13 protein-coding genes and 1 tRNA gene are annotated in these 15,163 nt (G+C 67.7%); 5 read left to right on the plus strand and 9 right to left on the minus strand.

Annotated elements, in window-relative coordinates:
- Positions 1–106: 106 nt before the first annotated feature.
- The gene (locus tag JDV09_RS09785) at positions 107–388 is read right to left on the minus strand and encodes a transposase (protein ID WP_221368931.1); all 282 of its coding nucleotides are present in this window, start codon (positions 386–388) and stop codon (positions 107–109) included.
- Between the two features lie 40 nt (positions 389–428).
- On the opposite strand from JDV09_RS09785, the gene JDV09_RS09790 reads away from it, so the two are divergent.
- The gene (locus JDV09_RS09790) at positions 429–626 is read left to right on the plus strand and encodes a hypothetical protein (RefSeq protein WP_221368932.1); all 198 of its coding nucleotides are present in this window, start codon (positions 429–431) and stop codon (positions 624–626) included.
- A gap of 114 nt (positions 627–740) precedes the next feature.
- On the opposite strand, the gene JDV09_RS09795 is transcribed toward JDV09_RS09790, so the two are convergent.
- The 5 genes from JDV09_RS09795 to pgm all read right to left on the minus strand — a co-directional run bounded on the left by JDV09_RS09795 (position 741) and on the right by pgm (position 5,879).
- Complete coding sequence (locus JDV09_RS09795) at positions 741–1,001, minus strand: hypothetical protein (RefSeq protein WP_221368933.1); 261 nt, start codon at positions 999–1,001, stop codon at positions 741–743.
- Positions 1,002–1,231: 230 nt separating this feature from the next.
- Entirely contained in the window at positions 1,232–2,494 is a 1,263-nt protein-coding gene (locus tag JDV09_RS09800) for an ATP-binding protein (protein ID WP_221368934.1), read from the minus strand.
- 269 nt (positions 2,495–2,763) lie between these two features.
- Positions 2,764–2,836, minus strand: a tRNA-Ala gene (locus JDV09_RS09805).
- 56 nt (positions 2,837–2,892) lie between these two features.
- A complete protein-coding gene (locus JDV09_RS09810) occupies positions 2,893–4,164 on the minus strand; it encodes an MFS transporter (RefSeq protein WP_221368935.1) in 1,272 nt (423 codons plus the stop codon).
- Positions 4,165–4,211: 47 nt separating this feature from the next.
- Positions 4,212–5,879, minus strand: coding sequence for a phosphoglucomutase (alpha-D-glucose-1,6-bisphosphate-dependent) (pgm, locus tag JDV09_RS09815; protein WP_221368936.1), 1,668 nt, complete (start codon positions 5,877–5,879; stop codon positions 4,212–4,214).
- A 71-nt stretch (positions 5,880–5,950) separates the two neighbouring features.
- Between pgm and crcB (JDV09_RS09820) the strand changes: the two genes are divergently transcribed.
- From crcB (JDV09_RS09820) to JDV09_RS09830, 3 genes are read left to right on the plus strand one after another with little or no spacing between them, the layout of a single operon-like run.
- Positions 5,951–6,346 carry a fluoride efflux transporter CrcB gene (gene crcB / locus JDV09_RS09820; protein ID WP_221368937.1) on the plus strand — a complete coding sequence of 132 codons (396 nt, stop codon included), beginning with the start codon at positions 5,951–5,953 and terminating at the stop codon, positions 6,344–6,346.
- On the plus strand, positions 6,343–6,711 hold the full coding sequence (gene crcB, locus JDV09_RS09825) for a fluoride efflux transporter CrcB (protein WP_221368938.1): 369 nt from the start codon (positions 6,343–6,345) through the stop codon (positions 6,709–6,711). Before crcB (JDV09_RS09820) ends, crcB (JDV09_RS09825) begins: the two co-directional genes overlap by 4 nt.
- 50 nt (positions 6,712–6,761) lie before the next feature.
- Positions 6,762–7,808, plus strand: coding sequence for a putative PII-like signaling protein (locus tag JDV09_RS09830; RefSeq protein ID WP_308124067.1), 1,047 nt, complete (start codon positions 6,762–6,764; stop codon positions 7,806–7,808).
- A gap of 51 nt (positions 7,809–7,859) precedes the next feature.
- Here the strand turns inward: JDV09_RS09830 and JDV09_RS09835 are convergent, their stop codons facing one another.
- The 3 genes from JDV09_RS09835 to JDV09_RS09845 form a co-directional block, all read right to left on the minus strand.
- A complete protein-coding gene (locus tag JDV09_RS09835; protein WP_372452881.1) occupies positions 7,860–8,285 on the minus strand; it encodes a hypothetical protein in 426 nt (141 codons plus the stop codon).
- Between the two features lie 57 nt (positions 8,286–8,342).
- Complete coding sequence (locus JDV09_RS09840; RefSeq protein WP_221368939.1) at positions 8,343–9,287, minus strand: DUF808 domain-containing protein; 945 nt, start codon at positions 9,285–9,287, stop codon at positions 8,343–8,345.
- A gap of 75 nt (positions 9,288–9,362) precedes the next feature.
- A complete protein-coding gene (locus JDV09_RS09845) occupies positions 9,363–12,218 on the minus strand; it encodes an MMPL/RND family transporter (protein ID WP_308124068.1) in 2,856 nt (951 codons plus the stop codon).
- Between the two features lie 323 nt (positions 12,219–12,541).
- On the opposite strand from JDV09_RS09845, the gene JDV09_RS27160 reads away from it, so the two are divergent.
- On the plus strand, positions 12,542–15,163 hold the full coding sequence (locus tag JDV09_RS27160; protein ID WP_221368941.1) for a helix-turn-helix transcriptional regulator: 2,622 nt from the start codon (positions 12,542–12,544) through the stop codon (positions 15,161–15,163).

A 15,163-nucleotide genomic window follows, 5' to 3' on the forward strand; every position in this document is an offset into this window, starting at 1 on the left:
CTAGAGGCTGTCGCCGCCAAAGCACGCCGCCACGAAGAAGAACTCCGAAAAATCCGGTCCCAACGAAACTGAGAAACCCAGCACTGACGGCATAGCTGATAGCCGATTAGCCGGATAACCACAGGACCACTGATCGCTTGAGGACATCACGCTCCATGCGTAGCTCGGCGTTCTCGCTGCGCAGGCGTTTGAGCTCCTCAAGATCATCCTTGGATAGCTCCCCACGACCCTCCCGGGCCTCGCGGTCCTGGGCCACCCAGTTGCCCAGCGTGCCCTCATGCATCCCCAGGTCGCGTGCCACCGCGGCGATCGACTTACCCGTCTCACGCACGATCCGCACAGCCCCCTCACGGAACTCCCGGTCGTACTTCTTCCGTTTCTCTGACATCGCTACTCCTTATAGCTGATGCCTCCACGGTCTCGGGGGAATGTCAGCCCGCGAGATCCGCGAGGACCGCGCCCGCGCCCAGGAGTTGGACCGCCGAGCAACGGAGAAGGCACACGAGTACGCGCTCTGGCTCACCACCTACGGCGTTCCTGTACGCGACATCGCGACCTTGCTCGACGTTTCACCACAGAGATTCAGCCAACTCGCCAACACACAACACCGCCCCGAGAAGGGATAGCATCCTGGCGCATTGGGAAATCTGGGGGGATCATCCACGCAGCAGTGGTTGCAGTGGCCGCGCCGGCGTTGAGTGGCTGCGGCAGCTGGGGTGGCACCACGACGACCAGGACGCTCACGTCACCGCCCGGTCAGACCCGATCTTCGTCCCGAAGGACAGCGCGCCGACGATGCAGCCGGCCAGGAAGCTGTGCTTGTTGGCGATGGTCTTGCCGGACTTGCCGACGGCGATCCATCCGGCGACGTCGTCGCGGGATGGATCGGTCAGAGGGATGGTCCCGGTGGTGGGGGCGATGTCGTTGTTGATGTAGGAGCGGTAGATGCTGCGGTGATGACTAGCGTGTGATGACGCGCAATGTGAAGATTGTTTGGTCATTGTTTGCACTGTTCAAACCGTTTTCATCGTGGAGCTAAGGGGATTCGAACCCTGTGGCCGGGATGCCTGAAAAGCCTGTTGGGCCCTGCAAATGCAGAAGAGGCTCAACCTGAGAAGACGTCAGAGAACGCGAATTTACCTGGGGACTCGCGAGACTTGTTGACGGCGCCAACACCAAATCCGTGCAGCTCTGGCGGTAGGAAGCGCGGGCGTGGGCCACTCCTCGCCGGCTACGGCCCTAGTGCCGAAACCGGCACGACGTGAACGCCGTCGGCCCGTCTTCCGCCACCACCGGTCGCAGTCACGACGACGAGCGCGGAGGGCCTGCCGTGCTTTGAGTCATCCACGTTGTCCGCGAAGTCCAGCAGCGCGTTCGCCGCCCCGTCGATGACATCCTGATCGCCGGTCAGTTTCACCTCGAATGCGGCCCAACCGTCGGATGTGTCGACGATCGCGTCGACCTCCTTTCGGCCATGAGACTCACGCCATGAGTAGACCGCGCCCCCGAGGGGTTGCGCATAGATGCGAAGGTCACGGACTGCCATCGCCTCGAAGTGGAACCCGGCTGCCTCTAGATCCGCGAGCAGATCCCGCGATCCGACCTTGAGTGCGGCGGTGCCCAGCGACGGATCGACGAAGTAGCGGACGGGCGCCTCACGCAGTTCGGTGCGCGAACGCATGTGTGGCTTCCACGCCGGAGAGTTCTCGGTCAGCTTGAGACGGTCAAGCGCATCGAGATAGGAGTTCACCGTCTCCTTTGCGGGGGCCCTGTGATCGTCACCGGCGATGTCTGCGCCCAGTGTGGTGACTTTGATCGCTGTTCCGACGGATCTACCCAGCGATGCGAGTGCACGGCGAAGTCGGTCCGGACTGCGCTTGCCGGTACCGAGATCAGGGATGTCTACGTCGACGATCTGCGCAAGGTAGTCGGCAAGCCATCTGCGCGCACTGCGCTCGGAATGATCGAGCAACACCGGCCATCCGCCGATGACGATCCGCTCCATAAGGCCTGGGACCGTCATCGCGGTTCGCTTCGCCTTCTGGCTTTCGCCGCGCAGCAGAGCTGCCAGCGAAACCTCACCCGTGGAATGGCCAGATTCGAACAGGCTCATCGGCCGCATCCGGAGCGTGCCTATCCGACCCGCACCAGAGTGCAATTCACGCTCATACCTCGGAGTCGCGGATCCGGTGAGGATGTACATGCCACGGCGGCGCAGATCATCGACATGCCGCCGTACCTGGTCCCATATCTCAGGCGCGCGCTGCCACTCATCGAAAAGGATTGGCGTCTCCTGGTCGAACAATTCGTCCGGGTTTAGCCCGAGGAGCGCCCGCGCATTCGGATCGGTGTCAAAGCGGACTGAACTCCTCGCCCGCTGGAGAGCTGTTTCTGTCTTGCCGCAACCCTTCGGCCCATCGATGAGGACCGCCCCGATCGAGGCCAGCCGCTCGGTTAGCTCCGCGTCGACGACGCGAGCGCGATAGTCGAACATCGCATCAGTCTACGTTTCCGACATCTGTGACTCGCCGTTTTCGACACATACTAATCGCTGTTTTCGACACAGCAGATTCGCCCATTTCGACATCCGGAACGCCCCTTGGCTTCGATACGTCGCCCCTCCACCACGCACGAGTCGTGTCCCCACACCTGAATGTGGCGATGAACGAACGCCTCTTCAGCCGTCAAAATTCGATCTGCTGGCTTCATGCAGCAAATGCCAATAGCAGCAATAGCGCATGGTCAGAGATGCGTTCAAGAAAGTGGAGCTAAGGGGATTCGAACCCCTGACCCCCACACTGCCAGTGTGGTGCGCTACCAACTGCGCCATAGCCCCTGAAGTTGTGCTCATCGAAGCTACACCACGAGTGGTTGCCGTCCCAAAATCGCTGGTCACGGCACTTCACCACCGGCCTCTGGGCCCAACGGACGGGCCTCCGTATGCTCCGCGAACGTGCGCTGCCGGGTCTCCGGGGCGAACATCCAGCCCACCGCGGCGAGCGCCAGGATCACCCCGCTGACCAGGAACGCCGACCCGAACGAGGCCCGCTGGGCGATCTGTCCCACCGCCAGCGATCCGACGATCGACCCGAAGTCGGCCATCATCTGGAACGTCGCGACCGCGGTCCCACCGCGCGACTTGTTGCCGACGACGTCGGCCACCGCCGCCTGCTGGGGCGCGACGAAGACACCGGTGGATGCGCCCGCCACATAGGCGGCCACCAGGAACATCGGCAGCGACGTCGTCAGCCCGACCACCGCGGTCGCGGCCGCGGCCGCCGTCAGCCCGAAGATCAGCAGCTTGCGGCGCCCGACCCGGTCGGACAGATGGCCGCTGGGGATGACGACCGAGATGTTGCCCACCGCGAACGCCGCGAGCGCAAACCCGGCGACGCCGGCCCCGCGGCCGAGCACCTCGACGACGAACAGCGGCACCAGCGCGATGCGCAGACCGAAGGCCGCCCACCCGGTGGCGAAGTTGGAGAACAGTGCGGCCCGGTAGGCCCGATGTCGCAGCACCGTGCGCACCGACACCGAATCGCCGGGCTGATCGTCGGGCGCCACCACGGTGGAATGGCGCAGGCTGACGAACACCACCGTGGCGGCGACCAGCAGTGCGGCGCCGTAGATGACGAACGGCGCCGAGAGCCCGAAGCCCGCCGTCAGGCTGCCCAGCACCGGGCCGGCCACCGAGCCGAACAGGAATCCCGACGAGAACAGCCCCGCCACCCGTCCGCGGGCATCCGGCGGCGAGATCCGGATCATCAAGCCCAGCGACGACACCGTGAACATCGCCGACCCCAGGCCGCCGAGCGAGCGGAACAACAACAGCTGCCAGTAACTCTGCGCGAACGCGCACGCCCCCGTCGACAGCGCCACGATCAACAACCCGCTGATGTAGACCCGCCGCTCCCCCAACCGCTGCACCAGCAGGCCGGCCCCCGGCGCACCGACGAGCCGCATGACCGCGAAAGCGGTGATGACGAACGTCGCCGCGCTGATGCTGACCCCGAAGTGGCGGGCGAACTGCGGCAGCACCGGGGCCACCACGCCGTAGCCGAGCGCCACCACGACGTTGGCGGCGACCAGCAGCCACACCTCTCGCGGCAGCGACTGTTTGGCGCCCGGCGGTGTCGAACAGTCGCCCTCTGCGGGCGAACTCACGAGATGACCGGCCTCACGAGATGACCGGCCTCACGAAATGACCGGCCTCAAGAAATCACCTTTGTCACCACTTCACGCGCCGCGTCCTGCACCTCGGCGAGATGTTCGGGACCACGGAACGACTCGGCGTAGATCTTGTAGACGTCCTCGGTACCCGACGGCCGCGCGGCGAACCAGGCGTTCTCGGTGGTGACCTTCAGCCCGCCCAGCGGCGCACCGTTGCCCGGCGCTGCGGTCAACTTGGCGGTGATCGGCTCGCCGGCCAGTTCGGTAGCGGAGACCTGCTCGGGCGAGAGCTTGGCCAGCCGCGCCTTCTGGTCGCGGTTGGCCGGCGCGTCGATGCGCGCATAGGTTGGCGCACCGTACTTCTCGGCGAGCTCGGCGTAACGCTGCGACGGCGTCGACCCGGTCACCGCGAGGATCTCCGAGGCCAGCAGCGAAAGGATGATGCCGTCCTTGTCGGTGGTCCACACCGAGCCGTCGCGGCGCAGGAACGACGCGCCGGCACTCTCCTCGCCGCCGAAGCCGATGGTGCCGCCGATCAGCCCGTCGACGAACCACTTGAAACCGACCGGCACCTCGACGAGCTTGCGGCCGAGCCCGGCCACCACCCGGTCGATGATCGACGAGCTGACGGCCGTCTTACCGACCGCGGTGCCGGCTGCCCAGTCGGGACGGTTGGCGAACAGGTAGTCGATCGCCACCGCGAGGTAGTGGTTTGGGTTGAGCAGACCGCCGTCGGGGGTGACGATGCCGTGCCGATCGGCGTCGGCGTCGTTGCCGGTGGCGATCTGGTAGGCCCCAGGGTCGCCGTTCACTTTTTCAAGTAGCCCAGCCATCGCGTTGGGCGAGCTGCAGTCCATCCGGATCTTGCCGTCGGTGTCGAGCGTCATGAATCGCCACGTCGCATCGACCAGCGGGTTGACCACGGTCAGCTCGAGGCTGTGCCGTTCGGCGATCGCGGCCCAGTAGTCGACGCTGGCGCCGCCGAGCGGGTCGGCGCCGATCCGGATGCCCTGCGCCCGGATCGCGTGGATGTCGACGACGTTGGGCAGGTCGGCCACGTACTCGTCCAGGTAGTCATGGCGCTGCGCGGTGCCCAGCGCCCGCGCCAGCGGAATCCGCTTGACCGCCCTGAGGTCATCGCGCAGGATCTCGTTGGCCCGTTTGGCGATGACGGAGGTGGCGTCGGTGTCGGCGGGCCCGCCGTTGGGTGGGTTGTACTTGAACCCGCCGTCGCGGGGTGGGTTGTGCGACGGGGTGACGACGATCCCGTCCGCGAGGGCACGGTCCCCGCCACCCGAGGAGGACAAGAGTCCCCGATTGAACGCCAGGATCGCGTGGCTCACCGCCGGGGTCGGGGTGTAGCGATCCGCCGAATCGATCATCGCAACGACGTCGTTGGCCGCCAGCACCTCCAGAGCCGACACCCAGGCCGGCTCCGAGAGCGCGTGGGTGTCGCGACCGATGAACAGCGGACCCGTGGTGCCCTGCGCGGCCCGGTACTCGACGATGGCCTGCGTGGTGGCCAGGATGTGCGCCTCGTTGAACGCCGTGTCCAGGCTGGAGCCGCGGTGCCCGGACGTGCCGAACGCCACCTGCTGGTCGACGTTGTCCGGGTCGGGCACGGCGGTGTAGTAGGCCGTCACCACCGCCGCTACATCGATGAGGTCTTCGGGTTTCGCCGGCTGACCGGCTCGGGGATTTGCCGCCATGGCGTCGATTCTGCTACGTCCGGCCCGCGCACAGAACACCGGAAGGTGTTGCATTCGGCATACTCTCCGTCATGGCCCAAGACCGGCGAGAACTGGCCGCGGTTTTCGCCGGTGGAGCGCTGGGCACCGCGCTGCGGGTCGGATTCGAGGAACTCGCCGCACCGGACCCGGGCCACTGGCCGTGGCCCACGTTCACCGTCAACATCGTCGGCGCGTTCCTGCTCGGCATGTTCGTCACCCGCCTGCTGGAACGGCTTCCGCTGTCCAGCTACCGGCGACCATTCCTGGGCACCGGGCTGTGCGGCGGGCTGACCACGTTCTCCACCATGCAGGTCGAGACCCTGGCGATGATCGAGCACGGGCACTACGGTCTGGCCGCCGGCTACATCGGCGCCAGCCTGCTGCTCGGCCTGGCCGCGGTCTACCTCGCCACAGCGATGGTGCGCCAGGTGCGGGTGCGCCGATGACCGCGGCGCTGAGCTGGCTGGGCGTGCTGGTGTGCGGCGGTCTGGGCTCGCTGCTGCGTTTCACGGTGGACAGGGCCGTGTCGCGGCGCACGGCCCAGCGCTTCCCGTTGGGCACCATGGTGGTCAACGTCACCGGCGCGCTGCTGCTGGGATTCGTCGCGGGGCTGGTGCTGAATCCGCACCTGGCGCTTCTGGCCGGTACGTCGTTCGTCGGCGCCTACACGACGTTCTCCACCTGGATGCTGGAGACCCACCGGTTGAGCGAGGAACGCCAGCTCTGGCCGGCGCTGGCCAACATCGTCGTCAGCCTGGCGCTGGGGATCGCCGCGGCGGTGCTCGGCCAGTCGATCGCGGGGCTCCTGTGAGCCGAGCGAACAATCAGACTCCTGTGAGCCGAGCGAACGATCAGACTCCTGTGAGCGAAACCGACACCGGCGGCGAAATCCTCACCCTGACAGCCTATTTCGCCGAGCGGGAACGCCTGAACGGTCAGTTTCTCGCCGAGGAGATGCTGGGCCTGTTCGACAAGCGCGGCGTGGCCACCAGCATCATGCTGCGCGGCATCGCCAGCTTCGGGCCCGCGCACGTCGAGCGCAGCGACCGGTCGCTGAGCCTGTCCGAAGACCCATCGGTGACGATCACCGCGGTCGACACCCCGGGCAGGATACTGCCACTCGCCGACGAGGTCGCCGCGCTGACCGGCCGCGGGATGATCACCCTCGAGCGCGGCCGACTGGTGCCCGCGGTGACCGCAGGCCAGCTCGGGGACAGCGTGCGGATGTCGCTCTACCTGGGCCGCAGGCAGCGGGTGGGCGGGGCACCCGGCTACGCCGCCGTCTGCGATCTGCTGCACCGCCTGGGTTTCGCATCTGCCGAGGTGTTTCTCGGTGTCGACGGAACGGTATCGGGCGACCGGCGCCGGGCGCGGTTCCTCAGCCGCAACGTCGATGTCCCGCTGATGCTGGTCGGCATCGGCTCGGCCGAGCAGGTGGAGGCGGCCGTCGCGCAGCTGCGCACCATGCTGCGCGACCCGCTGTTCGCCATCGAGCGGATCCTGCTGTGCAAGAACGAGGGACGATTCATCGCCGACCCGCACAGCCTGACGGGCGCCTACCTGAAGATGACGGTGCGCACCGACGAGGACTCCCGCCACGACGGGCGGCCCGTGCACCGGGCGCTGGTCACTCGGCTGATGGACTCCGACCACGCCAGCGGCGCGACCGTGCTGCGGGCGATCTGGGGGTTCCACGGCGGACAGCGCCCACACGGCGACCGGTTTCTGCAACTGGCGCGGCACGTGCCGGTGAGCACCGTGATCATCGACACCCCCGAGAACATCGCGGCGAGCTTCGCGATCGTCGACGAGCTGACCGGCTCCGACGGGTTGGTGACCTGTGAGGTGGTGCCCGCAATGCTGGCGCTCAACCGCGGGAACAATGTCGGCGACCTGCGGCTGCGCTGACGCGCCGGCCGTGCGCCTCACCCGCTCGGACGAACCCGGTTTCATCCACCGTCAGGCCGAGAGCAGGGCGATACCCCCGATGATCAGTGCGAGCACCTTGACGAACTCGAATCCGACGTAAACGAAATGGGCGTGCGAGCGCGGGCCCTCCGCGCCGGCCAGCACCCGGTCCGAACGCCGGCTCAACGAGGGGCGGACCGCCACCAGTTGCAGGACCAGCATCGCGGCGGCGACCACCGCGGCGACGACTGCGGCGACGGGCGCCCGACCCGCCCACACCCCGATCAGCACGGCCGCGGCCAGGGCCACCTCACACGCGTTGAGCGCACGGAACACCAGCCGGCCGATGCCGAGACCGATCTGCAACGTCACACCGGGGGCGCGGAACTTCAGCGGCGCCTCGACGAACGAAATGGCCAGCACCATCCCCAGCCAGACGAACGTCGCGGCGACCGCGACAGCGACGGCAGCGTGCACGGCCAGCAGCCTACGTCGGCGCGGTTTCGGCCGGTTCGCGCAACCCCGACCGGACGGTCACGCGTCGGTGTGTTTGTCCTTGCGGCCGAACGGCAGCACCTGCACGATCGCGACCACCACGGTGCCGACAATCAGGCCGACGACCGCGGACGCGGCGGTGTTGACCAGCCACGCCAGCACACCACCGACGCCGGCGACGTGGTGCACGTACTCCTCGCCGTGGTGAACGAGGCCATACGGCCAGTGCCACCCGAGCTCGTCGGTGCCGACGAGCAGGATGTGCCCGCCCACCCACAACATCGCCACGGTGCCCACCACCGACAGGGCGCTGAGCAGTTTGGGCATCCCGGCGACCAGCCCCCGCCCGATCTTCTGGACGAACGCCGATGACCGCTGGGTGAGCCGCAACCCGACATCGTCCATCTTCACGATGCCGGCCACCACGCCGTAGACGGCGATGGTGATGACGATCGCCACCACGATCAGGATGATCAGCCGCGGGAAGAACGACTGGTCGGCCACCTCGTTGAGGGCGATCACCATGATCTCGGCCGACAGGATGAAGTCCGTGCGGATCGCGCCGGTCACCATGAAGCGCTCGGCATCCGGCCCGACAGTGGCGGCCGGCGCGGCGTGGGGTTCGTGATGCAGGAACTTGCCGAACACCTTCTCGGCGCCCTCGTAACACAGGTAGGTCGCGCCGAGCATCAGGATCGGGGTCAGCAGCCACGGCGCGAACTGACTGAGCAGCATGATTGCCGGCAGGATGAAGACGATCTTGTTGCGCAACGAGCCGATCGCGATGCGCTTGATGATCGGCAGTTCGCGCTCGGCGGCGATGCCGTGCACATATTGCGGGGTCACCGCGGTGTCGTCGATGACCACCCCGGCGGCCTTCGCGGTCGCCCGGCCCGCGGCCGCACCGATGTCGTCCACCGAGGCCGCGGCCAGCCGCGCCAACGCCGCGACGTCGTCGAGCAGCGCGAACAGGCCTGCGCTCATCGCGTCATCGTGATCGCATCGCCGGTCATGGCTTCGAAGGGTACCCGGGCGCGAGCCGCGAAGCCGCGCGCCGCCTCACCTCCCCGAGGCGGCGGGTGCCTCGCCCAGGATCGCCTGCAGTCTCATCTTCGACGCGTGGCTCTGCACCGTCTGTGGCCACCAGAACCAGCGCCCCAGCAGCGCGGCGATGGCTGGTGTCATGAACGACCGCACGATCAACGTGTCGAACAACAGCCCCAGGGCGATGGTGGTGCCGGCCTGCGCCATGACCTTCAGATCGCTGAACGAGAACGAGGCCATCGTGAACGCGAAGACCAGGCCCGCGGAGGTGACCACCGAACCGGTGCCTGCCATCGACCGGATGATGCCGGTCTTGAGGCCGCCCGGCAACTCCTCCTTGAAGCGGGATACCAGCAGCAGGTTGTAGTCGGATCCGACCGCCAGCAACAGGATGACCGACATCGGTAGCACCATCCAGTGCAGCTGTAGCCCGATCAGGTGCTGCCACAGCAGCACCGACAGGCCGAGCGACGCACCCAGCGAGAGCAGCACGGTGCCGACGATCACCGCGGCGGCGACCACGCTGCGAGTGATGATCAGCATGATGCAGAAGATCAACGTCACCGCCGCGATTCCGGCGATCAGCAGGTCGTAGTGCGATCCGTCCCGCATGTCCTTGTATGTCGCGGCGGTACCGGCCAGGTAAATGGAAGAGCCCTCCAGCGGGGTTCCCTTGACCGCCTCCTTGGCCGCGGTCTTGATCGGCTCCACATGCGAGATGCCTTCGACCGTCGCGGGATCGCCCTCGTGGCTGATGATGAACCGCACCGACTTTCCGTCCGGCGAGATGAAGTTCTCGATGCCACGCTTGAAGTCCTCGTTGTCGAAGACCTCGGGGGGCAGGTAGAACGAGTCGTCGTTGCGCGCATCGTCGAACGCGTCGCCCATCGCGTGCGAGTTCTCCTGTTGCGCGGCCATCTGGTCCTGCATGCCCTTCTGGCTCTGATACATCGTCAGCATCATCGCCTTCATGGTCCGCATGGTCTCGATCTGACTGGGCAGCAGCGCCACCAGCTGCGGCATCAACTCATCGAGACGCTCGAGATCGGGCACCAGCTCCTGCAGATCGTCGGTCATGGCGTTCATGCCGTCGAGGGTGTCGAACACCGATCGCAGCGCCCAGCAGACGGGAATGTCGAAACAGTGCGGTTCCCAGTAGAAGTAGTTGCGGATCGGCCGGAAGAAATCGTCGAAATCGGCTATGTGGTCCCGTAATTCGATCACGTCGAGGGTCATGTTCTTGGTCTTTTCGACCATCTGGTGGGTGGTGTCGGCCATCTGCTGGGTGATGCTCGACATCTTCTCCATCGTGTCGATGGTGGTCTGCATCTCGTCGGCCTGCACCAGCAGGTCGGCCATTCGGTCCTGCTGATATTTCTCGTTGAGCTGGTTGGTGGTGCCCCGCATGCTCATCTGGAACGGGATGGTCGTGTGCTTGATCGGCTTGCCGTCGGGCCGGGTGATCGTCTGCACCCGGGCCACTCCGGGCACCCGGAAGATCGACTTGGCAATCTTGTCGATGACCAGGAAGTCCGCGGAGTTGCGCAGATCGTGGTCGCTTTCGATCATCAGTAGCTCGGGGTTCATCCGGGCCGTGCCGAAATGCCGGTCGGCCACCGCGTAGCCGACGTTGGCCGGGATGTCCTGGGGCAGGTAGATGCGTGAGTCATAGTTGGTTCGGTATCCGGGCAGGGTGACCAGCCCGACGAGGGCCAGCGCAATCGTGGCGGCCAGCACCGGGCCCGGCCAGCGCACCACGGTGGTGCCGACGCGCCGCCAACCGCGAGAGCTGATCTGGCGTTTGGGCTCGAACCGCCCGAATCGGCTGCCGACCACCACCACCGCGGGTCCCAGCGTGATCGCGGCGACGACCGCAACGAAGGTGCCGACGGCGCACGGCACACCCATGGTCTGGAAGTACGGCAGCCGGGTGAAGCTCAGGCAGAGCATGGCGCCCGCGATCGTCAGCCCCGACCCCAGGATGACGTGCGCGGTGCCGTGGAACATCGTGTAATACGCGGTCTCGCGGTCCTCGCCGGCGCCCCGGGCCTCTTGATAGCGGCCGATCGCGAAGATCGCGTAGTCGGTACCCGCCGCGATCACCATGAGCGTCAACAAGTTCACCGCGAACGTGGACAGGCCGATGATCTCGAAGTGCGCCAGGGCCGCGACGATCCCCCGCGCCGCGCCCAACTCGAGGAACACCATCAACAGGATCAGCACCATGGTGGCGATCGAGCGGTAGACGAGCAGCAGCATCAACGCGATCACGCCGATCGTGATCAGCGTGACGCGGAAGATGCTCTTGTCGCCGGCATGGTGTTGATCGGCGACCAGTGGCGCACCCCCGGTGAGGTAGGCCCGCACCCCGGGCGGCGCCTTCGTCTGGTCGACGATGTCGCGCACCGCCGCGACCGACTCGTTGGCCAGCGACTCGCCCTGATTGCCGTGCAGGTACACCTGCACATAGGCCGCTTTGCCGTCGGTGCTCTGGGCCCCGGAGGCGGTCAACGGGTCGCCCCAGAAGTCGGCGACGTGCTGAACGTGGGCCGTGTCGGCCTCCAGCCGGCCGATCAGCTGGTCGTAGTAGCGGTGGGCGTCGTCGCCGAGGGGTTGATCACCCTCGAGGACCACCATCGCGCTGCTGTCGGAGTCGAACTCCTGGAAATTGCTGCCGATGCGCTTCATCGACACCATCGACGGCGCGTCCCGTGCGCTCAGGCCCACCGTGCGCTGTTGGCCGACCTCTTCCAGCGGCGGCACCGCGGAGTTGGTCACCACCGTCAGCAGCACCCAGCCGAGGATGATGGGCACCGCCAGCACCCGGATCGTCCTGGCGATGCGGGACCGCTCGCCGGTCGTCGTGCTCACCGGAGAGTCACCGCCATCGCCACCGCCCCCCGATCCAGGACCTGCGTCGGCCCGCCGACGGGCCCGCACGTGACACATCGGGTGTCACGTGTCATACATGTAGCCCGTCAAACCATTTGTGTCAATCACGCCTCCGACGGTGCGTTGAGCGCGTTTGACGACGTGGCGGCGCCACGCCGGCCCGCGACCCGGTCACCCGCGACGGGGGACCGGTTCCGGGACCGGTTCCGGTCCCGGGGCACCGCGCTCACGGTTGGCCGGGCCCTCCGTACAGGGACGCTGTTTTCGCTGGTGGGCGGGCTCTTTTGCGATACGATCGGCGCGTGACGCTCACGGAGCGCGAGCATGAGCTCGACCTGCTCGCGGCCCGGGAAGCCGCAGCCCGCGGGGGACGCGGAAGTGCGGTGATGGTGTGCGGCGAGTCGGGCGCCGGCAAGACCACCTTCGTCGAGGGTTTCGTCGCCGGGTTGCCGGAGCACACCCGGGTGCTGTGGGGTGCCTGCGATCCGCTGTCGACACCGCGGCCGCTGGGCCCCCTGCACGATCTCGCCCCCATGCTCAGCGCCACCACCAGGGAACGCCTCGCCGCGAGCAGCCAACCGTACGACATCTTCGTCGCGGTGTTCGAGGAGCTGCGCGAAGACCCCACGGTGCTGGTTCTCGACGATCTGCACTGGGCCGACCAGGGCACCATCGACCTGTTCCGGTTCCTGCTGCGGCGGGCGGCGCAGAGCAGCCTGATGATCGTCGGGATCATGCGCGACGACGAGGTCAGCGCGACGCATCCGCTGCGCGTGCTGCTCGGCGACATCGCCCGCTCGCCGCACGCCCGGTCGCTGGTGGTCCCACCGCTGAGCGTCGAGGAGATCGCCGCGTTGGCCGGTGACCGCGCCGTCGACCCGCACTGGCTGCACCGCGTCACCGGCGGGAACGCATTCTTCGTCTGCGAGATGCTCGACCACGACGGCTCGGACCGCTCCGCGCTGCCGACCACCGTCCGCGACGCGATCCTGGCCCGCACCGCCGGCCTGGACGTGGCCGCCTGGGATGCGCTGAACCTGCTCACCTGCGCACCCGGCGCCATCGGCGACCATCTGCTCGCCGGGCTGGGCGTCACGTTGCCCGCGCTGCGCGCGCTCGACGAGGCCAAGCTGATCAGGCGCGACAGCCGCGGTGTCGCGTTCCGCCACGACCTGTGCCGGCGCGCGCTGGCCAGCGTCCTGCCGCCGGGAGCCGAGAGCGGCCTGCACCGCCGGTTCATCGACGCCCACCGCGCCTTACCGAACCCCGATCCCGCGGTGCTGACCCATCACGCGCTGGGCGCCGGCGACCGCGAGCTGATCGCGTCCGCGGCCACCGAGGCGGCCCTCACGGCGGCACGTTCCGGCGCCCACACCCAGGCCTGCGAGTTCTTCCAGATCGCGCTGGACCGCGGCGGTGCGCTCTCGGCGGCCACCGAGTGCGAACTCCTCGAACAGCTGGCGAGCGAGTACTACCTCACCGACCGCCTGTCCGACGCCATCGACGCCTGCCAGCGGGCCCTGCGGATCCGGCGCGACATGAGGGCGCCCATCGGCGTCAGCGCCAACCACCACGCCCTGTCGGTGTATCAGTGGTACAACGGCAACCGCTCCACCGCCGACGAGCACGCGGCCGCGTCCATCTCGGTTCTCGATGACGTTCTCGACGGCGTTCTCGATGACGATGCCGCCCGCCAGGACCCGTCGCGGATCAGCCGCCTCGGGCACGGCCTGGCGATGCAGGCGTTTCTCGCGGTGCAGTCCAGCGACCTCGGCCACGCAACGCAGCTGCTGCGCCGGGCCCGCGAAATCGCCGATACCGCAGCCGATCCCGCGCTGACGGTCCGGACCACGCTGATCGGGTACTTCTGCGACATCCTGGCCGGCGACGCCTCGGTGCGTGATGACCTGCTGGCCCTGCTGGCCACCGGCCCCCGGCACATCGACGAGACGTACTCCACCGGCTACACCAACCTGACCTATTTCGACGTCGAACAGCGCCGACTCGGTGCCGCCGCCGACCTGCTGGACGTCAGCATCCCGCTGATGGTCGAGCACGACCTGCCGATCTGCCGGGTGGTGCAGCAGGGCTCGCGCAGCAGGCTCAATCTGTTGGTGGGCGACTGGGACGCCGCGCTGTCCGACGCCGAGGCGGTGCTCGACAGCCCCAGCGCCCCGCTGGCCCGGACCTGGCCGCTGCTGATCCGCGGCCTGGTCGCGTTGCGCCGCCACGGCGACGACGGGGGCGGGATCGACGACGCCTGGCAGCTCGCCCGCCGCTACGGCGAGCTGGTCCGGCTGCTGCCGGTGGCCGCGGCCATCGCGGAACGTTCGTGGCTGTCGGGGATTCCGGATCCGCGCCTACCGGAGTGCCGCACCATGCTCGACACCGCCCCGGTCACGGGTTTGGAGTGGGCACGTGGCGAGTTGTCGATGTGGTTGCACCGCATCGATTCTGCCGTTCCGGTGCTGGCGGCGACCGAACCTTACGCACAGGCCGCCGACGGCCGTCACGAAGCCGCCGCCGAGGCCTTCCATCAACTTTCGGCGCCGTACGATGCGGCGCTGGCGCTCGTCGACTCCGGTGACCCGGCCCTGGCCCGTCGCGCGCTGGACGTGCTCGACCGCCTCGGCGCCGACGCGGTCGCGGCCAAGGTGCGCTTCGACCTTCGCGCGGCCGGCGCGGCGGCGGTGCCCGGACCGCGCCGGGCCAGCACCCGGGCCAACCCGGCGGGCCTGACCGCGCGTCAGGTCGAGGTGTTGCGGCTACTCGGCGACGGCCTGACCAACGCCGAACTCGCCGAGCGGCTCTACCTGTCGGTCAAGACGGTCGACCACCACGTGTCGGCGATCCTCACCAAGCTGGGCGTCACGAAGCGCCGGGACGCGGTCCGCCGGGCCCGCGAGCTCGGCATCCTGCCCTGA

Origin of the sequence: Mycolicibacterium xanthum, from assembly GCF_019710635.1 — a bacterium.
In the GTDB taxonomy this organism is placed as follows: domain Bacteria; phylum Actinomycetota; class Actinomycetes; order Mycobacteriales; family Mycobacteriaceae; genus Mycobacterium; species Mycobacterium xanthum.

What these genes read in the sequence shown, in the direction of transcription:
- JDV09_RS09785 (WP_221368931.1), bottom strand. Translation starts at nt 388, where the DNA reads ATGTCAGAGAAACGGAAGAAGTACGACCGGGAGTTCCGTGAGGGGGCT.
- crcB (WP_221368937.1), top strand. Translation starts at nt 5,951, where the DNA reads ATGGCCCAAGACCGGCGAGAACTGGCCGCGGTTTTCGCCGGTGGAGCG.
- JDV09_RS09800 (WP_221368934.1), bottom strand. Translation starts at nt 2,494, where the DNA reads ATGTTCGACTATCGCGCTCGCGTCGTCGACGCGGAGCTAACCGAGCGG.
- crcB (WP_221368938.1), top strand. Translation starts at nt 6,343, where the DNA reads ATGACCGCGGCGCTGAGCTGGCTGGGCGTGCTGGTGTGCGGCGGTCTG.
- JDV09_RS09790 (WP_221368932.1), top strand. Translation starts at nt 429, where the DNA reads ATGTCAGCCCGCGAGATCCGCGAGGACCGCGCCCGCGCCCAGGAGTTG.
- pgm (WP_221368936.1), bottom strand. Translation starts at nt 5,879, where the DNA reads ATGGCGGCAAATCCCCGAGCCGGTCAGCCGGCGAAACCCGAAGACCTC.
- JDV09_RS09840 (WP_221368939.1), bottom strand. Translation starts at nt 9,287, where the DNA reads ATGAGCGCAGGCCTGTTCGCGCTGCTCGACGACGTCGCGGCGTTGGCG.
- JDV09_RS09795 (WP_221368933.1), bottom strand. Translation starts at nt 1,001, where the DNA reads ATGACCAAACAATCTTCACATTGCGCGTCATCACACGCTAGTCATCAC.